Origin of the sequence: Tepidibacillus decaturensis, from assembly GCF_001561915.1 — a bacterium.
Lineage (GTDB): Bacteria > Bacillota > Bacilli > Tepidibacillales > Tepidibacillaceae > Tepidibacillus_B > Tepidibacillus_B infernus.
In genome coordinates, this window is sequence record NZ_LSKU01000001.1 from 902238 (window position 1) to 919659 (window position 17422).

The window sequence follows — 17422 nt, forward strand, 5'->3', positions numbered from 1 at the left end:
ATTGGAATAATTCCCCTTAATCTGTGAAAAATAAGACTATGATTAAAGGAGGGACTACATTTTATGTTGAAAAAAATTTGGATATTAGGAGTAATCCATCTACTACTCTTTTCTTTACTTTCCATCCCTATTGTAAATGCTGAAGAAGTAAACTTGACCCCAAACGCACGTTCAGCCATACTAATTGATCAAGACACAGGTACAATTTTGTATGAAAAAAATAGTCATGATCGGTTGCCACCGGCAAGTATTACAAAAATCATGACTATGCTTTTGATCATGGAGGCATTAGATCAAGGTAAAATTGCATTGGATGATAAAGTCAGAGTGAGTGAAAATGCTGCTTCAATGGGCGGTTCCCAAATCTTCTTAGAAGTTGGCGAAGAGATGACCGTCAAAGATTTATTAAAAGGAATTGCGATTGCATCTGGTAATGATGCTTCTGTTGCTATGGCTGAATATATTGCTGGATCTGAAGAGGGTTTTGTTCATATGATGAACAAAAAAGTAGAAGAACTGGGGCTTAAGAATACACATTTTGTAAATTCCAATGGTCTTCCAGAAAATGATCATTATACTTCTGCATATGACATTGCGATCATGTCAAGAGAGCTATTAAAATATGAAAAAATCACGGAATTTACCGGGATATATGAGGATTATTTAAGGAAAGATACAGATAATCCCTTTTGGTTAGTCAATACAAATCGTTTAGTTCGGTTTTACGAAGGGGCCGATGGATTAAAAACAGGATACACTAGTGAAGCAAAGTATTGTTTGTCCGCAACGGCAAAACGAGGATCACTAAGGGTGATCGCCGTTGTGATGGGTGAGCCAAATACGAAGACAAGAAATAAAGAGATATCTCAATTATTAGACTTTGCTTTTAGTCAATATAAAAACGAGGTGATCTACCAAAAAAATCAAATGATAACGAAAGTGGAAGTAAGCAAAGGAAAAGAACACGAAGTTCAACTAGTTGCTCCTCACCAAATAAGTATACTTATGAAAAAAGGGGAAAAAATAGAAGATTATGAACAAATCATAAAAATAAAAGAGCAAATTCAAGCACCTATTAAGCAAGGTGATATTCTTGGAGCGTTGGAGATCATTCGAAATGGGAAAATAGTGCAATCTATCTCTTTAGAATCATCTACTGATATTTCTAAAGCAAATTTATATCATTTAATTAAAAAAGTTGTCAAGGAACACTTGTTTTTAAACCAATAAAAAGATAACATATACTGATTTATTTCGACATCGAGATGCTGCATTTTGACAAGGCTTCTCGATTTTTTTGTTCTTTTGTCGACTAGCAGGAAAAGGAAAAAGAGAAGGAGAATTAGTTTGGCATGAATGGAAGAAGGAGGATAAAGAATGAGCTTACATTTAGAAATGGAAGTAGAAAGAAGTACTTTAATTGTAAGATTAGATGGTGAATTAGATCACCATACTTCAGAAATGGTTCGTGAAAAAATCGAGGCGGAATTGGACAAGGGGATTGTGAAAAACCTTATCTTCAACCTAGAACAATTATCATTTATGGACAGTTCTGGACTAGGAATGATGCTTGGGCGCTATAAGAGAGTTGTTCAACAAAATGGGAAAATGTCCATCTGTTGTCTTCAAGCGAATGTTTATAAGATCTTCGAACTTTCTGGTATGTTTAAGATCTTACCTGTTTATGACAACGAATCTGAAGCCATTAAATCATTGGAGGTGGCGTAATTGGAGAATTTTATGCGATTACAATTTGCCTCCAAGTCAGAAAATGAATCTTTTGCCCGGGTTGCTGTAGCAGCGTTTATTTCTCAAATCGATCCAACGTTAGATGATTTAAATGATATTAAAACGGTTGTTTCAGAAGCAGTAACTAATGCGATCATTCATGGATATGATCAAGAACCTAATGGGATGGTAGAAATAACCGTACTCCTTAAAGATTCAATCGTGGAAATCACAATTGAAGATCAAGGAAAAGGAATTGAAGATGTTCAGGAAGCAATACAACCACTTTTTACGACAAAACCGGAGTTAGAAAGATCTGGAATGGGCTTTACGATCATGGAGAATTTTATGGATGAAATGAAGGTTCAATCTGAAGTAGGAAAAGGAACCAAAGTGATTTTAAGAAAAGAGCTTGCACTGAATCGTATTATAAGTTAGGGGTGGTCATATGGAAATTGATATTAAGAATAGCCACCACTCTTATCTGGACGATGCAGAAATTAAAGAATTAATAATTCAAAGTCAAAATGGTGACGATAAAGCGAAAGAACTCATCGTAAATAGTAATATTCGGCTTATCTGGTCTGTTGTTCAAAGATTTTTAAATAGAGGTTATGAGGCGGATGATTTATTTCAAATAGGAGCGATTGGGTTATTAAAAGCAGTAGATAAATTTGATTTGTCGTTTGATGTGAAGTTTTCAACCTATGCAGTACCCATGATTATTGGAGAAATACAGCGTTTTATAAGAGATGATGGGACAGTTAAAGTGAGTAGGTCTCTAAAAGAGACTGCTAACAAGGTCAGAAAAGCGAAAGATGAATTATCTAAGCAATTAGGTAGATTACCGACCATTAAAGAAATTGCTGATCATCTTCATATTTCACCCGAGGATGTTGTTTTTGCTCAAGAAGCCAATAGAGCTCCATCCTCGATCCATGAAACTGTATTTGAAAATGATGGGGATCCGATTACACTGATGGATCAAATTTCTGACGATTCACAAGACAAGTGGTTCGAAAAATTAGCATTACAAGAAGCCATACGATCTCTAAATGAAAGAGAACGATTAATTGTTTATCTTAGGTATTATAAAGATCAAACCCAATCTGAAGTTGCTGAACGCTTAGGAATATCTCAAGTTCAAGTATCAAGATTGGAAAAGAAAATACTTTCGATGATAAAAGACCAATTAGGTTAATCCATTTTGGTCTTTTTTCTTTTTCATTGCATGGCTTTCAACGGGATAACTCATAATAAGAAAGACACTCTTTATCATTAAAGGGGGAAAAGTAAATGAGTGACAGAAATATAGTCTACCTACGTTTGCGCAACCGACATTTTGCAAAACCGAATGCACAAATATTTTTATCAGAAATTGCACAAATTATTGCTCCTAAACAATATGAATCAGCAATAAAAGGGTTATCCTTGTACCAGATCACTGCTGAAGACCAACACTTAGTAGTTTTGGATCTCATTCATGTGATAAAAAAAATCAAGGAAGAATTCCCTAATTTAGACATTAGGAGTATCGGTTCTCCAGAAATTATCATTGAAATCGTAACGGCTGAAATGAAGAAGCAGCCAAGTATATGGTTAATTGCATTTGTTTGGACATTACTATTTATTGGATCAGGCCTTGCAATCATGAATTTCCATCATGATGTCAGTATGCAAGAGGTACACCAGCGTATTTACTATTTGATTACAGGGATCGAGAATAAAAAACCTTTACTTTTACAAATCCCTTATTCCTTCGGTTTAGGATTTGGGATGATCCTATTTTTTAATCATATTTTCAAGAAAAAATAAACGAAGAGCCTAGCCCATTGGAAGTAGAGATGTTTTTATATCAAAAAAATTTGGACGATTACGTTGTATTAAATGAAAACAAAGAAAATAGGAAGAAGGATTAAATGCTTCTACTTTTTCAATATTCATTGGTGGTATTAATTGGCTTAGCTGGAGGGTTAGCTGTAGGTAGTGGGCTAGTCGCTTTTGTCACTGTTCTAGATATTATTCCGAGGTTAACTCAACTCATAAAAGGGTTTAGATATATGAAATGGTTTGAAAGAGCATTGGTAAGTGGTGCTGTCATTTTTACTTGGATTGATTTAAGGGAAATAATCTTTCATTTACCTAAAATCTTAATCTTTATTTTTGGAGCCTTTTCCGGAATATTCGTTGGAATGCTTGCTGGTGCACTCACAGAAGTACTTAATGTTTTGCCCATTTTGGCAAAACGTGTGAATATGGCGAATGCTATATTATTTCTTTTAATGGCAATGGTATTTGGAAAAATTGCAGGATCATTGATCCATTGGTTAATCTATGTGCCGAATTCATGATTTAAAGGGTGATGTATATGAGTCAATCTACTGGTAAAAAAAGAAAACAAAATGAAGAAAAAAGAAAATATCAACAAATGACCATGCAAATGAGACCAAAGCCTCCTGTTTTAATCAATAGTGTCAAAGCTTTTGTGATCGGTGGACTGATAAGTCTGTTGGGTCAAGCCTTTCAAAATATATACCTTCATTTAGGATTTTCAAAAGATCAGGTAGGGAATCCAACAGTAGCAACTTTGGTCTTTATATCAGCTCTTCTAACAGGCCTTGGAATTTACGATAAAATTGGACAATTTGCTGGTGCAGGATCAGCTGTTCCGGTAACTGGTTTTGCTAACTCCATTGCTTCAGCAGCTTTAGAACATCGTGCAGAAGGTTTGGTACTTGGTATAGGTGGAAATATGTTTAAACTAGCTGGTTCCGTTATTGTTTATGGTGTGGTAGCCGCTTTCTTCGTTGGATTGGTTAAAACCTTAATTCGCTTGATCTAAGGAGGTAAAACATTTGAGTCATCAACTAGGAAGAAGTACATGGGAATTTTCAAAGGTTAGAATACTAGCAAGTGCTGTTTCTGTAGGACCAAAAGAGGGTCGGGGTCCTTTAGCAAAGGATTTTGATATTATTCATGATGATTTACATATAGGTCAAGATACATGGGAAAAAGCTGAACGCAAATTATTTGAAGAGGCACTTGATCTGGCGGTTCAAAAAGCTGGATTAAAAAAAGACCAGATTGATCTTTTGATCGCAGGGGATTTATTAACCCAAATCATTTCCGCTTCTTTTACTGCTCGTTATGCTCAAATTCCTTATTTAGGTGTATATGGAGCTTGTTCAACCTCGATGGAATCATTGGCTTTAGCGGCTTCTCTTGTTGAAGGCGGTTATGCGAACTATGTTGTTTCTGGTTGTAGTAGTCATAATGCAACGGCTGAAAGGCAATACCGTTACCCTACAGAATATGGAGGACAAAAACCTCCTTATGCACAATGGACCGTAACCGGTGCAGGTGTAGCAGTAGTAGGAAAGGGACTGATTGGACCTAAAGTCCGGTATGCGACAATTGGTAAAATTATTGATATGGGACTTAAAGATCCATTTGATATGGGTTCAGCTATGGCGCCTGCTGCAGTTGACACCATTGAACAACATTTTATTGATACAGGTAGACGTCCTGAAGATTATGATCTAATTGTTACAGGTGACCTTGCTGGAGTAGGCTATCCATTAGCAAAAAAAATGTTGCTTGAGCGGGGTTTTGATTTATCATCTGTTTATAATGATTGTGGCTTAATGATTTATTACTCAGACCAAGAAGTTTTTGCAGGGGGAAGTGGTTGTGCAAGTAGTGCCTCTGTAACATATGGTCATATTATGAAAGAGTTACATAAAAAAACTTTAAATAAAGTTCTTGTTGTAGCAACGGGAGCGTTACTGAGCCCTGTGACCTATCAACAAGGGGAATCCATTCCATGTATTGCCCATGCAGTTGCAATAGAGAATGAGGAGGAATAGTAATGGGAACTTATTGGTCTGCGTTTTTAGTTGGGGGCTTAATTAGCTTAATTGGCCAATTACTCATGGATTTAACAAAAATGACTCCTGCACATGTGATGACAACATTAGTGGTGTCTGGGGCTGTTTTAGATGGTCTTGGATTATATGAGCCTTTGATCGAGTTTGCAGGGGCAGGTGCAACAGTTCCTATCACAAGCTTTGGTAATGCGCTCGTTCATGGTGCATTAGCAGAAGCAGAACAACACGGATTGGTCGGGATTATTACTGGAATTTTTGAAGTAACTAGTGCCGGTATTTCTTCAGCTATCGTCTTCGGTTTTCTGGTAGCAATTATATTTAAACCTAAAGGGTAATTTGGTGATCAATGATGAAAAAAAGAAAGGTAATTGTTATTACAGATGGGGATGACGTTGCCAGACAAGTAATAGAAGAAGTTGCGAAGATAATCGGTGGCCGATGTATTTCACGTTCTGCAGGGAATCCAACACCATACAATGGCAATGAATTAGTTGAAATGATCAAGAGCACTCCCAATGATCCAGTTTTGGTTATGTTTGATGACAATGGGCGTGGGTATAAAGGTGAAGGGGAAAGAGCGATTGAATTTATCACCAAACATCCCGACATTGAGGTGCTAGGGGCCATCGCTGTAGCATCTAATACTAAATTTGTTGAGGGAACAACCATTGATTTTTCAATCGATCGCAATGGGAAAAGAGTAGAAAGTGGGGTAAATAAAGATGGAGACCCTGTTGGTGGACCACTTCGTGTATACGGAGATACAGTGGATATCTTAGACAAACTAGATATGCCTGTTATTGTGGGAATTGGAGACATTGGAAAAATGAGAGGGAGAGATCATATTAAACACGGTTCTCCGATTACATTAAAAGCGATCCAAACCATTTTGGAATGGAGTGAGCAACATGAAGAAAAACATGAAACTTAAATATCAGTCAAAAACCAATGAAAAAAAAGCAACAGAAGCTGAAAACAAATCAACAACAAAAATCAACACAGTGGAAGAGAAACTAAATCAAACGCTAAAGATTTCTAAAGAATTAAGTAAAAACAAAAAGATATTAGAAGAGAGATTGGGAGTAGGCGAAAGCTTTGATATGGTCTGTAGGGAGATGAATTTTGCAGGAAAAGATTTTGCTCTCTTCTTCGTAAATGGCTTTGCTGATTCTGATATCATGACCCAGATATTAAAAGAATTAGCTGACTTAAAAAGAGAAGAGATAGTACCCAATATCCTAGAACACCTTCTTGAACGATATGTGTCTCACATACAGGTAAAAAAACTGAAGACAATCAATGAAGCGATGGATAACATTCTTTCTGGACAATTAGTGATGTTTATTGATGATCAGGAGGAAGCCCTTGTGATAGATGCAAGGAAATATCCTGGCAGAAATCCGGAAGAGCCAGATATTGAGAGAGTAGTTCGTGGAGCAAGGGATGGTTTCACTGAAACTTTGCTTTTGAATACGGCTTTAACTAGAAGACGAATCCGGGATGAACGTTTAAGAATGGAAATTAGCCAATTAGGTGAACGTTCAAAAACCGATATTTGTATTGCCTATCTTAAAGATGTTACAGACCCAGGGTTAATTAAGCTAATTAAACAGAAGTTAGAAGAGATAAAAATTGATGGACTTCCGATGGCAGAAAAGTCACTAGAAGAGTTTATCATTGGTCGATCATGGAATCCTTATCCCTTAGTACGTTACACGGAGAGGCCAGATGTGGCAGCTGCACACTTATTAGAAGGACATGTTATTCTTTATGTTGATACTTCACCAAGTGTGATAATCATGCCTACCACGTTTTTTCATCATGTTCAACACGCAGAAGAATACCGACATACACCAATGGTAGGCACCTTTTTGAGATGGATACGCTTTTTCGGAGTCTTTTCCTCTTTGTTTTTATTACCAATATGGTTAATCTATGTCCAAGAGCCGGAAATACTTCCTAAAGCTATCGATTTTATTGGTCCCAAGGAAACAAGCAACATCCCCATCTATTTACAAATTATATTTGCTGAATTAGGATTAGATCTGATGAGGATGGCAGCTGTTCATACACCAACCCCATTAGCTACTGCAATGGGATTAATAGCAGCAGTTTTGATTGGGGATATTGCTATTAAGGTAGGTTGGGTTGTTCCTGAAGTGATTCTATACTTGTCGATAGGTGCAATTGGTATGTATGCTACACCAAGTTACGAGCTAAGCTTAGGTAATAAATTAGCTAGATTGTTTCTTATTTTTGCTACATTCATTTTTAAGATTCCTGGTTTTGTTATCGGAACGATGTTATGGATTGTTTTACTTGCAACGACTCATTCCTTGAATACCCCCTATTTGTGGCCATTTATTCCTTTCAATTTTAAAGCATTGATGGCAATTCTTTTAAGAGAACCTATTCCGCTTGCAAATAAACGGCCAAGTATCGTCCATCCACAGAATGAAAATAGGCAATGATTTTGGCTTATTGCAAAACATAACTCTTTATGTTATATTCACATATAATTTAATAGTCTAACATAATAAAGTCGAAGGTAGAGGTTTTTAAATTAGTCCTTCCTGTCTAATTAAAAAAGGAGGAGAAACATGTATTTACCAGGTTCTAGCAAAATAAACGAAAATAACCATCTTGAAATTGGCGGTGTGGATACCGTCCATTTAGTTGAACGATTTGGAACACCACTATATGTATTGGATGAATGGGAAATTAGAAAAAAATGGGGGAATTTGTTAATGCATTTAAGCAGATGGAGGTTCCATTTCAAGTTGCTTATGCAAGCAAGGCTCTATGTACCACGGCTTTGTGTCATATTGCTAGAGAAGAGGGATTATCTCTAGATGTGGTTTCTGGTGGTGAATTATACACAGCGATCAAAGCTGGGTTTCCTGTAGAAAGAATTCATTTTCATGGCAATAATAAGAGCTATGAAGAGATTGAAATGGCAATTGATGTAAATATTGGTACCTTCGTGATTGATAATTTACATGAAATAGAGCTAATTGAACATTTAGCAGAAAATAAACAAAAAAAGGTAAAAGCCTTAATACGGGTTACTCCTGGAATAGAAGCGCATACTCATGAGTATATTCAAACAGGACAAGAAGATTCAAAGTTTGGTTTTAACATAGGGGAACAAGCTTTGTCTGCTGCAAAATTGGTTTATCAATCCAAGTGGATTCAATTATTAGGGTTTCATTTTCATATTGGCTCTCAAATCTTCGAGATGACTGGTTTTGAAAAAGCGATTGAGCGAATGGCTGACTTTTATGAAAGGATTCACAGTGAATTAAATACATCACTTCCCATTTTAAATACTGGTGGTGGATTTGGGATTCGTTACATTGATGAAGATCGGCCTCTTTCAATTCATCAATATGTAACCTCCCTTGTAAAAGCAGTGAAAGAACATTTTTCTAAAAGAAGCTTACCGATTCCAGAGATATGGATTGAACCAGGAAGAAGCATTATTGGTGAAGCAGGAACAACTTTGTATACCATTGGTTCTAGTAAAGAAATTCCAAATGTAAGAAAATACATTGCGGTCAATGGAGGCATGATGGATAACCCAAGACCAGCTTTATATCAAGCAAGATATGAAGCAGCTATTGCCAATCGAATGATTTCTGATGGTTTAGAGACAGTATCAATCGCCGGAAAAGCATGCGAAAGTGGTGATATGTTAATTTGGGATATCAAGCTTAATAAACCGCAAACAGGGGATATTTTGGCCGTATTCTCTACTGGAGCATATAATTATTCCATGGCAAGTAATTATAATCGAATTCCAAGACCTGCAATGGTTTTAGTGAATAATGGAGAAGCTGAGTTAATCGTAAAAAGAGAGACCTATGAAGACCTTGTTCAATTTGATCAAGTGCCAGAACGCTTTTTAGCAAAAACTAGATCATAGCTTTTATTTAAATAGTAAGCATAACTTTCTTTTAAATTTAATATTTCCCCTTATTATTTGGGTTTGTATATTCCATAAGCAGCGACCTTTGAGAGTGTATTTCTTTACCTTATTTTTTATTCAAAGAAATACACGGACAACGGAGCGCATTGTAATATACAAACTTATTTTATTTGTTGATAGATGAGGGATATGTTATAATTTCACCAGTAAAGTTGGTATTATAGGCAGGAGAACATGATGACATATCAAATTAAATTAGATGTTTTTGAGGGACCTCTCGATTTATTACTTCATTTAATCGATAAAGAAGAAATGGATATTTATGATATTCCTATTGCAAAAATTACGGATCAATATTTGCAGTATATTCATACCATGCAAACTTTAAAGTTGGATATAACGAGTGAGTTCCTTGTCATGGCTGCTACCCTATTGTCAATTAAAAGTAAAATGTTATTACCAACTCGAACAGATCCTTCTTTACAGCAACTATTAGAGATGGACATTGATGAAGTAGATCCAAGAGAGGAATTAATACATAGATTATTAGAGTATAAAAAATATAAACAATTAGCTGGGGTGTTAAGGGAAAAAGAGATTGCCAGAAATCAAATTTTTACTAGACCACCATATAATTTAACTCCGTATCTTGTTCAAGAAAAAGAAAACCCTGTTGAGGGAATTAGTCTTTACCATTTAGTGCACGCTTTCGAAAAGGCTTTAATAAAGTATTCCTATCGTGAGCCTTTAACAAAGGTAGAGCGAGAAGAAATATCGGTAAAAGATAAAATGATACAAGTGATAAATTTGTTAAAGACCCAAGGTATATTGTACTTTTCAGAGTTAATAACATCTCAAGCTACACGAACTGACATTGTCATTACATTTCTAAGTATCTTAGAACTGATGAAGCAAAAACGAATCTATTGTATTCAAAACAAAACATTTGACGATATTGTAATTCACTATTCTTCAGACAAAGGGGGAACAGAATTTGGATTACAATCATATTAAATCGATCATTGAGGGATTGATCTTTGTGGCTGGCGATGAAGGAATAGAAGCAAAACAATTAGCTTCTATTATTGAGATTGATCAGGAAACGATTGAAGATCTGATCCACGATATGCAAGGGGATTATAAAAGGGAACATAGAGGACTACAAATTGTACAAATTGCCAATGCATACTTATTAACAACACTGCCAGATCATGCTATTTATTTTGAACGTTTAGCTTCTTCTCCAACCCATTCTACATTGTCCCAAGCCGCCTTAGAAACATTAGCTATCATCGCATATAAGCAGCCAATAACTAGGGCGGAAGTTGAAGAAATTAGAGGTGTTAAATCTGAAAAAGCGATTAATACTTTAAATAGCAAAGGATTAATAAAAGAAGTTGGCAGGGTAGAAGGAATTGGTAGGCCAATTCTTTATGGGACGACGATAGAATTTCTAGAATATTTTGGTTTAAAGAATTTAGAACAATTACCTCCACCAAAAGAAACTCAAGAATTGAATGAAGAAGAAGATTTATTTTCATTTAAATATCAAGAGGAATAAGAGCCTTACTTTAAAGGCTCTTTTTTGTTGTATTGAAAACTTGTATATGGAGAATACTACCAATTAGTGAGTGGAGTGATGAAAATGCATTGGACTTGGTATGTCTTATTTTTCCTTTTACTAATATTAATGATTATCATTTTTTCACCAATTAAAATTCAGATTCAAGTTCATAAACAAGGGAAGAATGATGAAGTGATTATTGATTTTTGGTTTCTGTACCAACTATTTCATCTTCGTAAAATGATTCCAATGATTGCTATAGAATCGATTCACGAGGGGACAAAATTTAAGACAGAGACAAAAGTAAGCATGGTTAGTGAATTAGAGCCAAAAAAAGATCGTTTAACACCAGAAAAGGTAACTCATTGGAATAAACAGTATCATAGGTTTTTAAAACATGTCACGGATTTTTATGAAGTAATGAAAAGATTTCTTTCCCATGTTCACATAGACAAACTTTATTGGCAATCACAAGTAGGAACTGGAGAAGCAATGGAAACTGGATTATTAACAGGGGTGGTTTGGAGTATAAAAGGATCAATTTTAGGAATTATTTCTAAGTATATCATTTTAACGAAAGACCCCATACTAGTAGTAGAACCTAATTTTCAACAAAGGGTATTCAGAACCAATTTTGAATGCATAATAAGTTTTCGACTAGGGCATGTTATATTAACAGGAATACGTATCATCTTGAAGTTTTTAAAAGGGGGCGGGAAAAGATGGCTGGAGAACATCCCATTCAGGGCTTGATGAAAACAGCAATGGAAAACCTTAAAGAGATGGTAGATGTTAATACGATTGTTGGTGAACCTGTTGAAACACCAGACGGAAGTGTAATTCTTCCAATATCGAAAGTTGGTTTTGGGTTTGCTGCCGGCGGTAGTCAATTTAACTTCGATGTAGAAGGAAAAACTACGTCTGACCAATCAAACTTGAATGAAATACCGTTTGGTGGCGGAAGTGGTGGTGGTATATCCATTACCCCAGTAGCTTTCCTTGTTGTAAGCAAAACATCAGGTGTACAATTACTTCCACTTGATTCACAAACACATATTTATGAGCGGATCATTGATTTAGCTCCTCAGGTGATGGATAAATTACAAAATGCGTTGAAAAAAAATACGAATCAGCAAAATAACGAGAATACTCAACCCATCATGTAGAAAAGCTCTAAGATAAAAAGCGCATTTGATTGCGCTTTTTTCTTTCATTTCTTCATACTCATAAGAACCAAGCATATATATGTACAGATAAGTTAGGAGGACAAACATGATTTTCAGAAAAATAATCACGATATGGATGGTTGTCTCTATTCTAACCTTTGGAAATTCTTCTCAGGTTTTTGCTATGACAGAGATTCAGCCATTGCATATTAGTGCGCAAGGAGCAGCATTAATTGATGTAAAGAGTGGTCGGATTTTATTTGAAAAAAATGGCGATCAGAAAATGCGAATAGCAAGTTTAACGAAAATCATGACTGCAATTGTTGCTATTGAGAATGGTAATCTAGAAGATATGGTAACAACCAGCGATAATGCCTATGGAACAGAAGGGTCGTCAATCTACTTAAAAAGAGGTGAACAATTAACCCTAGAAGATATGTTATATGGCTTGATGCTAAGATCAGGAAATGATGCTGCTGTAGCTATTGCAGAACATATTGGAGGGTCTGTAGAAGGATTTGCTTTTTTAATGAATGAGAAGGCTAAGATCTTAGGAATGAATCATACCCATTTTGTGAATCCCCATGGATTAGATGATAAGGAACATTATTCTACACCAAAAGATATGGCAATTCTTACCGCTTATGCGCTTAAAAATTCAACTTTTAAAAAAATAGTTAGGACAAAAGTAAAAACAGCTCCTTTGGCTGATGAGTCGTGGGATCGACAGTGGATCAATAAAAACAAACTATTACACATGTATCAATGGGCAGATGGTGTAAAAACAGGTTATACAAAAATTGCAAAAAGATGCTTGGCTTCTTCTGCAACAAAAAATGGATTTCAATTGGCCAGTATTACCTTAAACGCATCAGATGACTGGAATGATTCGATGCAAATGTTAGAATATGGATTTAACAATTATTCCCCTTATGAAATTACAAAAGGAACCTATGCAGGATATGTAAAAGTAAATAAAAACCAAGTAGTGCATTTAGAAACGGCTCATGATTTCTTCTATCTTTTAAAAGAAGATGAGAAACAAAGATTACGAAAAAAGGTAAATATTCAGTATGTAAATACATTCGTATCAGAGCAAATTGTAGGCAACATCCAACTCTATTTAGATAATCAATACATTGGGAGTATTCCGGTAAAAATAAGAAAAGAAAAAGAGAGTTGGAAAGAAAATATCTTAAGTGTCTTTAATCGATGGTGGAGAGGAGAATAATCATTGGTTAATTGGCTTTGGGCAATGTTTATTATGATTGGAATTGTGACAGCAGCAATTCAAGGAAAGATCGAAATCGTTAATCATGCCATATTTGAAGGAGCCAAAACTGGTGTAACGATTAGTTTTGGCTTGATTAGTATTTTGGTTTTTTGGTTAGGAATCATGAAAATTGCCGAAGAAGCTGGTTTATTAATAGTAATAAGCCGACTTCTTCGCCCAATTGTTCGGTGGCTTTTTCCCGATGTACCTAAAGACAATCCGGCACTTGGATATATTTTATCCAACATTGCAGCAAATATTTTTGGACTTGGAAATGCTGCCACACCCATGGGTATTAAAGCCATGCAAGAATTGCAAAAAATAAATCCTTACCCAGATAGAGCATCCCCTACTATGGCCACGCTTCTAGCTCTGAACACCTCAAGTATTACGCTTATTCCAACACAAGTGATTGCCATTAGAATGAGTTATGGTTCAGTAAATCCTACAGAAATAGTAGGAACAACAATCTTAGCTACTCTTTTTTCTACCCTTTCAGCCATTCTTTTAGATCGTTGGTATAGAAAAAAAACATATAAATCTTAGGGAGAGGTTAAAAAATGACCCAATGGATTACAACAATATCATTATGGATTATTCCTGGTCTTATCAGTATCATTCTTCTTTTTGCCATTTGGAATCGGGTACCTGTTTTTGAGACATTTGTTGACGGAGCTAAGAATGGATTTCAAACAGCGATAAATATCATGCCACATTTAGTTGGGATGATGGTGGCAATTACCGTTTTTAGAGAATCTGGTGCATTACAACTCGTGATCGATTTTATCCATCCATTCCTAACAATGTTTCATTTTCCGACAGAGGTATTTCCTTTAGCCATGATGAGACCAATTACTGGTACAGGGGCATTGGCCATAACAACTGATCTCATTGCAACCCATGGACCCGACTCATTTATTGGAAGATTAGCTTCTACGATGCAAGGAAGTTCTGATACAACTCTATATATTATTACCGTTTATTTTGGAGCTGTAGGAATCAAAAAAGCTGGGTATGCATTAAAGGTTGGATTATTTGCGGATCTGATCGCAGTGATTGCATCTTTAATGATTGTGTCTTATTATTTTTAAATATTTATTTGATGTTGAAAAAAACTTTGATAAAGTAATTTTTAAGAGGTGTTGTCGTTGGAGAGATTACAAAAAGTTATTGCAAAAGCAGGAATTGCTTCTAGAAGAAAGGCAGAGCAATTAATTACCAGTGGACAAGTCTTAGTAAATGGAAAAGTTATTACAGAATTAGGAACAAAAGTTAACTTGGATGAAGATGAAATTAAAGTAAATGGTAAGCTATTAAAAATTCCTGAAGAAAAAATTGTTCTTTTGTTTTATAAGCCTAAAAAGGTAATTACAAGTATGAAAGATCCTAAAGGCAGAGAAACGGTTATGGATTATATAGATGTAAACTTACGTGTGTTTCCAATCGGGAGATTAGATTACGACACAGAAGGCTTATTGCTTTTAACAAATGATGGAGAATTAGCGAATCGCTTAATGCACCCGAGATATGAATTTAACAAAACCTATGAAGCGGTGGTAAAAGGAATACCAAGGGAAGAGGATTTGGACAAGCTCAGAAAAGGAATTTTATTAGAAGATGGGCTAACCTCTCCAGCGGAAGTGGTTAAATTGAGAGACCATAGAAACGAATCAATTATAAGAATCACAATTCATGAAGGGAAAAATCGACAAGTGAGAAGAATGTTTCAACATATTCAGTTTCCTGTACTTCAACTTAAAAGGATTCAGTATGGATTTTTAACGTTGAAAGGGTTAAAGGTGGGAGAATACCGTCTTTTGGAAGCTGAAGAGATTTCCAAACTAAAAAAAATGGTACAGTTACATTAAAAATTAAAGAATATCACAATAGAAATAAAAAATAAAATCAGATAAAATAAACATAAACATCGAAATGATGAAGAGGTGAAACCATGAATTCGGAAAGAAATTACCATGTTTTAATCGTTGATGATGAAGAAAGAATACGTAGATTATTAAAAATGTACCTTGAAAGAGAAGGATTTAAGATCGATGAAGCGGAGGATGGTACGACTGCATTAGAAAAAGCATTAAAAGCAAACTATGATTTAATTTTACTCGATTTAATGCTACCAGGTATGGATGGAATTGAAGTCTGTCAATCATTAAGGGAAAAGAAATCAACTCCGGTTATCATGTTAACTGCTAAAGGAGAAGAATCCAATCGTGTTCATGGCTTTGAAGTAGGTGCAGACGATTATGTGGTAAAGCCATTTAGCCCTAGAGAGGTTGTATATCGGGTAAAGGCTGTTTTAAAAAGAGCTTCCACTACAGCTTATTTAACCACTAGTCCTACAAAAACATCTAATATGATTGTATTTGATGATCTAGTTATTGATCATGATGCTCATAGAGTGACTGCCAATGGAATTGAAATCAACTTAACACCAAAAGAATATGAATTGTTACATTACCTCGCTTCTTCGCCGGATAAAGTATTTAGTCGTGAAGAACTATTGAAAGAGGTCTGGAATTACGAGTTTTTTGGTGACCTAAGAACAGTGGATACACATATAAAGCGTTTAAGAGAAAAACTAAATAAAGTATCAGTAAATGCTGCCAAGATGATAGGAACTGTTTGGGGAGTAGGTTATAAGTTAGAGGTGCAAAAATAGGTGATATTTCGAAGTGTTGTTGGAAAATTATGGATTACAATTATTATCTTTGTATCTATTATTTTGTCCTTATTAAGTTTATTTTTAATTCGATATTTTGACTATTATTATTATGAAAGGCAATCGACCAATCTCACAAACTTGGCAACAAGGTTATCTACAATTTTAACCGAAAATCCAGATAATCAAAACGCAGTAATCATGGCAAAAGATTTGATTGAAGCTTATAATAACACAAAGATGACTCTTTTTGATAAGGATTCATTAGATCAAAAAAACTTTTGCAACATGGACTTACAGCTAAAGATATAGAACGAGTCTTTGTGGGAGAAACTTTAGTTTTACGTGTAATTGACCCAGCTAATCAAAAATCTGAACAGAGGAACGGGGATGAATTATTAGTTGTTGCCGTTCCAATTAAACAAAATCAAGCAAATGAAGCGCTTATATTGTCACAATCTTTAAGGGGATTATATAAATCCACGAAGGATACAAATAAAATTATTTTGTTTTTTACTGCAATGGGAATCGTGGGAACGACAATTTTTGCCTTCTTCTTATCTAGCAGAATTACAGACCCCATTCGACAGATGCAAAAGGCGGCAAATCGAATGGCACAAGGTGATTTTCATACTAAGGTTAGAATTCGTTCATCCGATGAAATTGGCGACCTAGCAATAAGCTTTAATCGAATGGCAAGCCAATTAGTAGAAACTGTACAAGCCTTATCAACTGAAAAGGAAAAGTTAGCCAATATTTTAAAAAGTATGGCTGATGGGGTTATTACGATTAATTCTGAGGGAAAAATCATCATGACCAATCCACCTGCAGAGAAATTATTTAATCATTGGCATGATGAGGATAATCAACTATACACGATTTTGAAAGAAACATTAAATGAGGTTTTAAAAGGAAAAGTGCCAATTAGCAAAGATATTCAATGGAATGGACAGATTTTTTCGATTGTCATGGCACCTCTTTATTCAGGCCAAGTGATAACTGGTGCGGTTACCTTACTTAGAGAAGTAACGTATGAAAGAAAACTAGATAAATTAAGAAAAGACTTTCTTGCTAATGTTTCTCATGAATTACGAACGCCAATCTCGATGCTTCAAGGTTATAGTGAAGCAATTATAGATGATATAGCACAAACAGACGAAGAAAAAAAGAACTTGCCCAAATTATTTATGATGAGTCGTTAA

21 protein-coding genes and 2 pseudogenes are annotated in these 17422 nt (G+C 35.3%); all 23 read left to right on the plus strand.

Features of this window, described 5'->3' with window-relative positions:
• The first annotated feature begins 63 nt into the window (after positions 1–63).
• Complete coding sequence (locus tag U473_RS04380; protein WP_068723744.1) at positions 64–1230, plus strand: D-alanyl-D-alanine carboxypeptidase family protein; 1167 nt, start codon at positions 64–66, stop codon at positions 1228–1230.
• Between the two features lie 147 nt (positions 1231–1377).
• The gene (spoIIAA, locus tag U473_RS04385; protein ID WP_068723747.1) at positions 1378–1728 is read left to right on the plus strand and encodes an anti-sigma F factor antagonist; all 351 of its coding nucleotides are present in this window, start codon (positions 1378–1380) and stop codon (positions 1726–1728) included.
• A complete protein-coding gene (gene spoIIAB, locus U473_RS04390) occupies positions 1729–2166 on the plus strand; it encodes an anti-sigma F factor (protein ID WP_068723749.1) in 438 nt (145 codons plus the stop codon).
• 10 nt (positions 2167–2176) lie between these two features.
• Positions 2177–2929, plus strand: coding sequence for an RNA polymerase sporulation sigma factor SigF (gene sigF, locus U473_RS04395; RefSeq protein ID WP_068723751.1), 753 nt, complete (start codon positions 2177–2179; stop codon positions 2927–2929).
• Between the two features lie 95 nt (positions 2930–3024).
• A pseudogene (locus U473_RS04400) lies at positions 3025–3647 on the plus strand (stage V sporulation protein AA).
• Positions 3648–4079 (plus strand): stage V sporulation protein AB, encoded by a 432-nt coding sequence (locus U473_RS04405; protein ID WP_068723754.1) that lies wholly within the window; start codon positions 3648–3650, stop codon positions 4077–4079.
• 17 nt (positions 4080–4096) lie between these two features.
• Positions 4097–4570 (plus strand): stage V sporulation protein AC, encoded by a 474-nt coding sequence (gene spoVAC / locus U473_RS04410; protein WP_082732373.1) that lies wholly within the window; start codon positions 4097–4099, stop codon positions 4568–4570.
• A 13-nt stretch (positions 4571–4583) separates the two neighbouring features.
• A complete protein-coding gene (spoVAD, locus tag U473_RS04415; RefSeq protein WP_068723756.1) occupies positions 4584–5594 on the plus strand; it encodes a stage V sporulation protein AD in 1011 nt (336 codons plus the stop codon).
• A gap of 2 nt (positions 5595–5596) precedes the next feature.
• Entirely contained in the window at positions 5597–5950 is a 354-nt protein-coding gene (gene spoVAE, locus U473_RS04420; RefSeq protein ID WP_068723758.1) for a stage V sporulation protein AE, read from the plus strand.
• A gap of 14 nt (positions 5951–5964) precedes the next feature.
• Complete coding sequence (locus tag U473_RS04425) at positions 5965–6546, plus strand: stage V sporulation protein AE (RefSeq protein ID WP_068723760.1); 582 nt, start codon at positions 5965–5967, stop codon at positions 6544–6546.
• Complete coding sequence (locus tag U473_RS04430) at positions 6524–8086, plus strand: spore germination protein (RefSeq protein ID WP_235589061.1); 1563 nt, start codon at positions 6524–6526, stop codon at positions 8084–8086. The genes U473_RS04425 and U473_RS04430 overlap by 23 nt, the downstream gene beginning before the upstream one ends.
• Positions 8087–8215: 129 nt before the next feature.
• Positions 8216–9540, plus strand: a pseudogene (gene lysA, locus U473_RS04435) (diaminopimelate decarboxylase).
• Between the two features lie 240 nt (positions 9541–9780).
• Complete coding sequence (locus tag U473_RS04440) at positions 9781–10557, plus strand: segregation and condensation protein A (protein WP_068723763.1); 777 nt, start codon at positions 9781–9783, stop codon at positions 10555–10557.
• The gene (scpB, locus tag U473_RS04445) at positions 10538–11104 is read left to right on the plus strand and encodes an SMC-Scp complex subunit ScpB (RefSeq protein WP_068723765.1); all 567 of its coding nucleotides are present in this window, start codon (positions 10538–10540) and stop codon (positions 11102–11104) included. Before U473_RS04440 ends, scpB begins: the two co-directional genes overlap by 20 nt.
• A gap of 84 nt (positions 11105–11188) precedes the next feature.
• The gene (locus tag U473_RS04450; protein ID WP_068723768.1) at positions 11189–11860 is read left to right on the plus strand and encodes a DUF2953 domain-containing protein; all 672 of its coding nucleotides are present in this window, start codon (positions 11189–11191) and stop codon (positions 11858–11860) included.
• Positions 11830–12273: a GerW family sporulation protein gene (gene ytfJ / locus U473_RS04455; protein ID WP_068723770.1), complete on the plus strand. Its 444-nt coding sequence runs from the start codon at positions 11830–11832 to the stop codon at positions 12271–12273. The genes U473_RS04450 and ytfJ overlap by 31 nt, the downstream gene beginning before the upstream one ends.
• Positions 12274–12379: 106 nt before the next feature.
• Complete coding sequence (locus tag U473_RS04460; RefSeq protein ID WP_068723773.1) at positions 12380–13504, plus strand: D-alanyl-D-alanine carboxypeptidase family protein; 1125 nt, start codon at positions 12380–12382, stop codon at positions 13502–13504.
• Between the two features lie 3 nt (positions 13505–13507).
• On the plus strand, positions 13508–14092 hold the full coding sequence (locus tag U473_RS04465) for a nucleoside recognition domain-containing protein (RefSeq protein ID WP_068723776.1): 585 nt from the start codon (positions 13508–13510) through the stop codon (positions 14090–14092).
• A gap of 14 nt (positions 14093–14106) precedes the next feature.
• Positions 14107–14637 (plus strand): spore maturation protein, encoded by a 531-nt coding sequence (locus U473_RS04470; RefSeq protein ID WP_068723778.1) that lies wholly within the window; start codon positions 14107–14109, stop codon positions 14635–14637.
• 57 nt (positions 14638–14694) lie between these two features.
• Positions 14695–15414 (plus strand): pseudouridine synthase, encoded by a 720-nt coding sequence (locus tag U473_RS04475; protein ID WP_068723781.1) that lies wholly within the window; start codon positions 14695–14697, stop codon positions 15412–15414.
• 83 nt (positions 15415–15497) lie between these two features.
• Positions 15498–16220 carry a response regulator transcription factor gene (locus tag U473_RS04480; protein ID WP_068723783.1) on the plus strand — a complete coding sequence of 241 codons (723 nt, stop codon included), beginning with the start codon at positions 15498–15500 and terminating at the stop codon, positions 16218–16220.
• On the plus strand, positions 16221–16532 hold the full coding sequence (locus tag U473_RS15125; protein ID WP_235589062.1) for a hypothetical protein: 312 nt from the start codon (positions 16221–16223) through the stop codon (positions 16530–16532).
• An 11-nt stretch (positions 16533–16543) separates the two neighbouring features.
• A complete protein-coding gene (locus U473_RS15130) occupies positions 16544–17422 on the plus strand; it encodes a HAMP domain-containing protein (RefSeq protein WP_235589063.1) in 879 nt (292 codons plus the stop codon).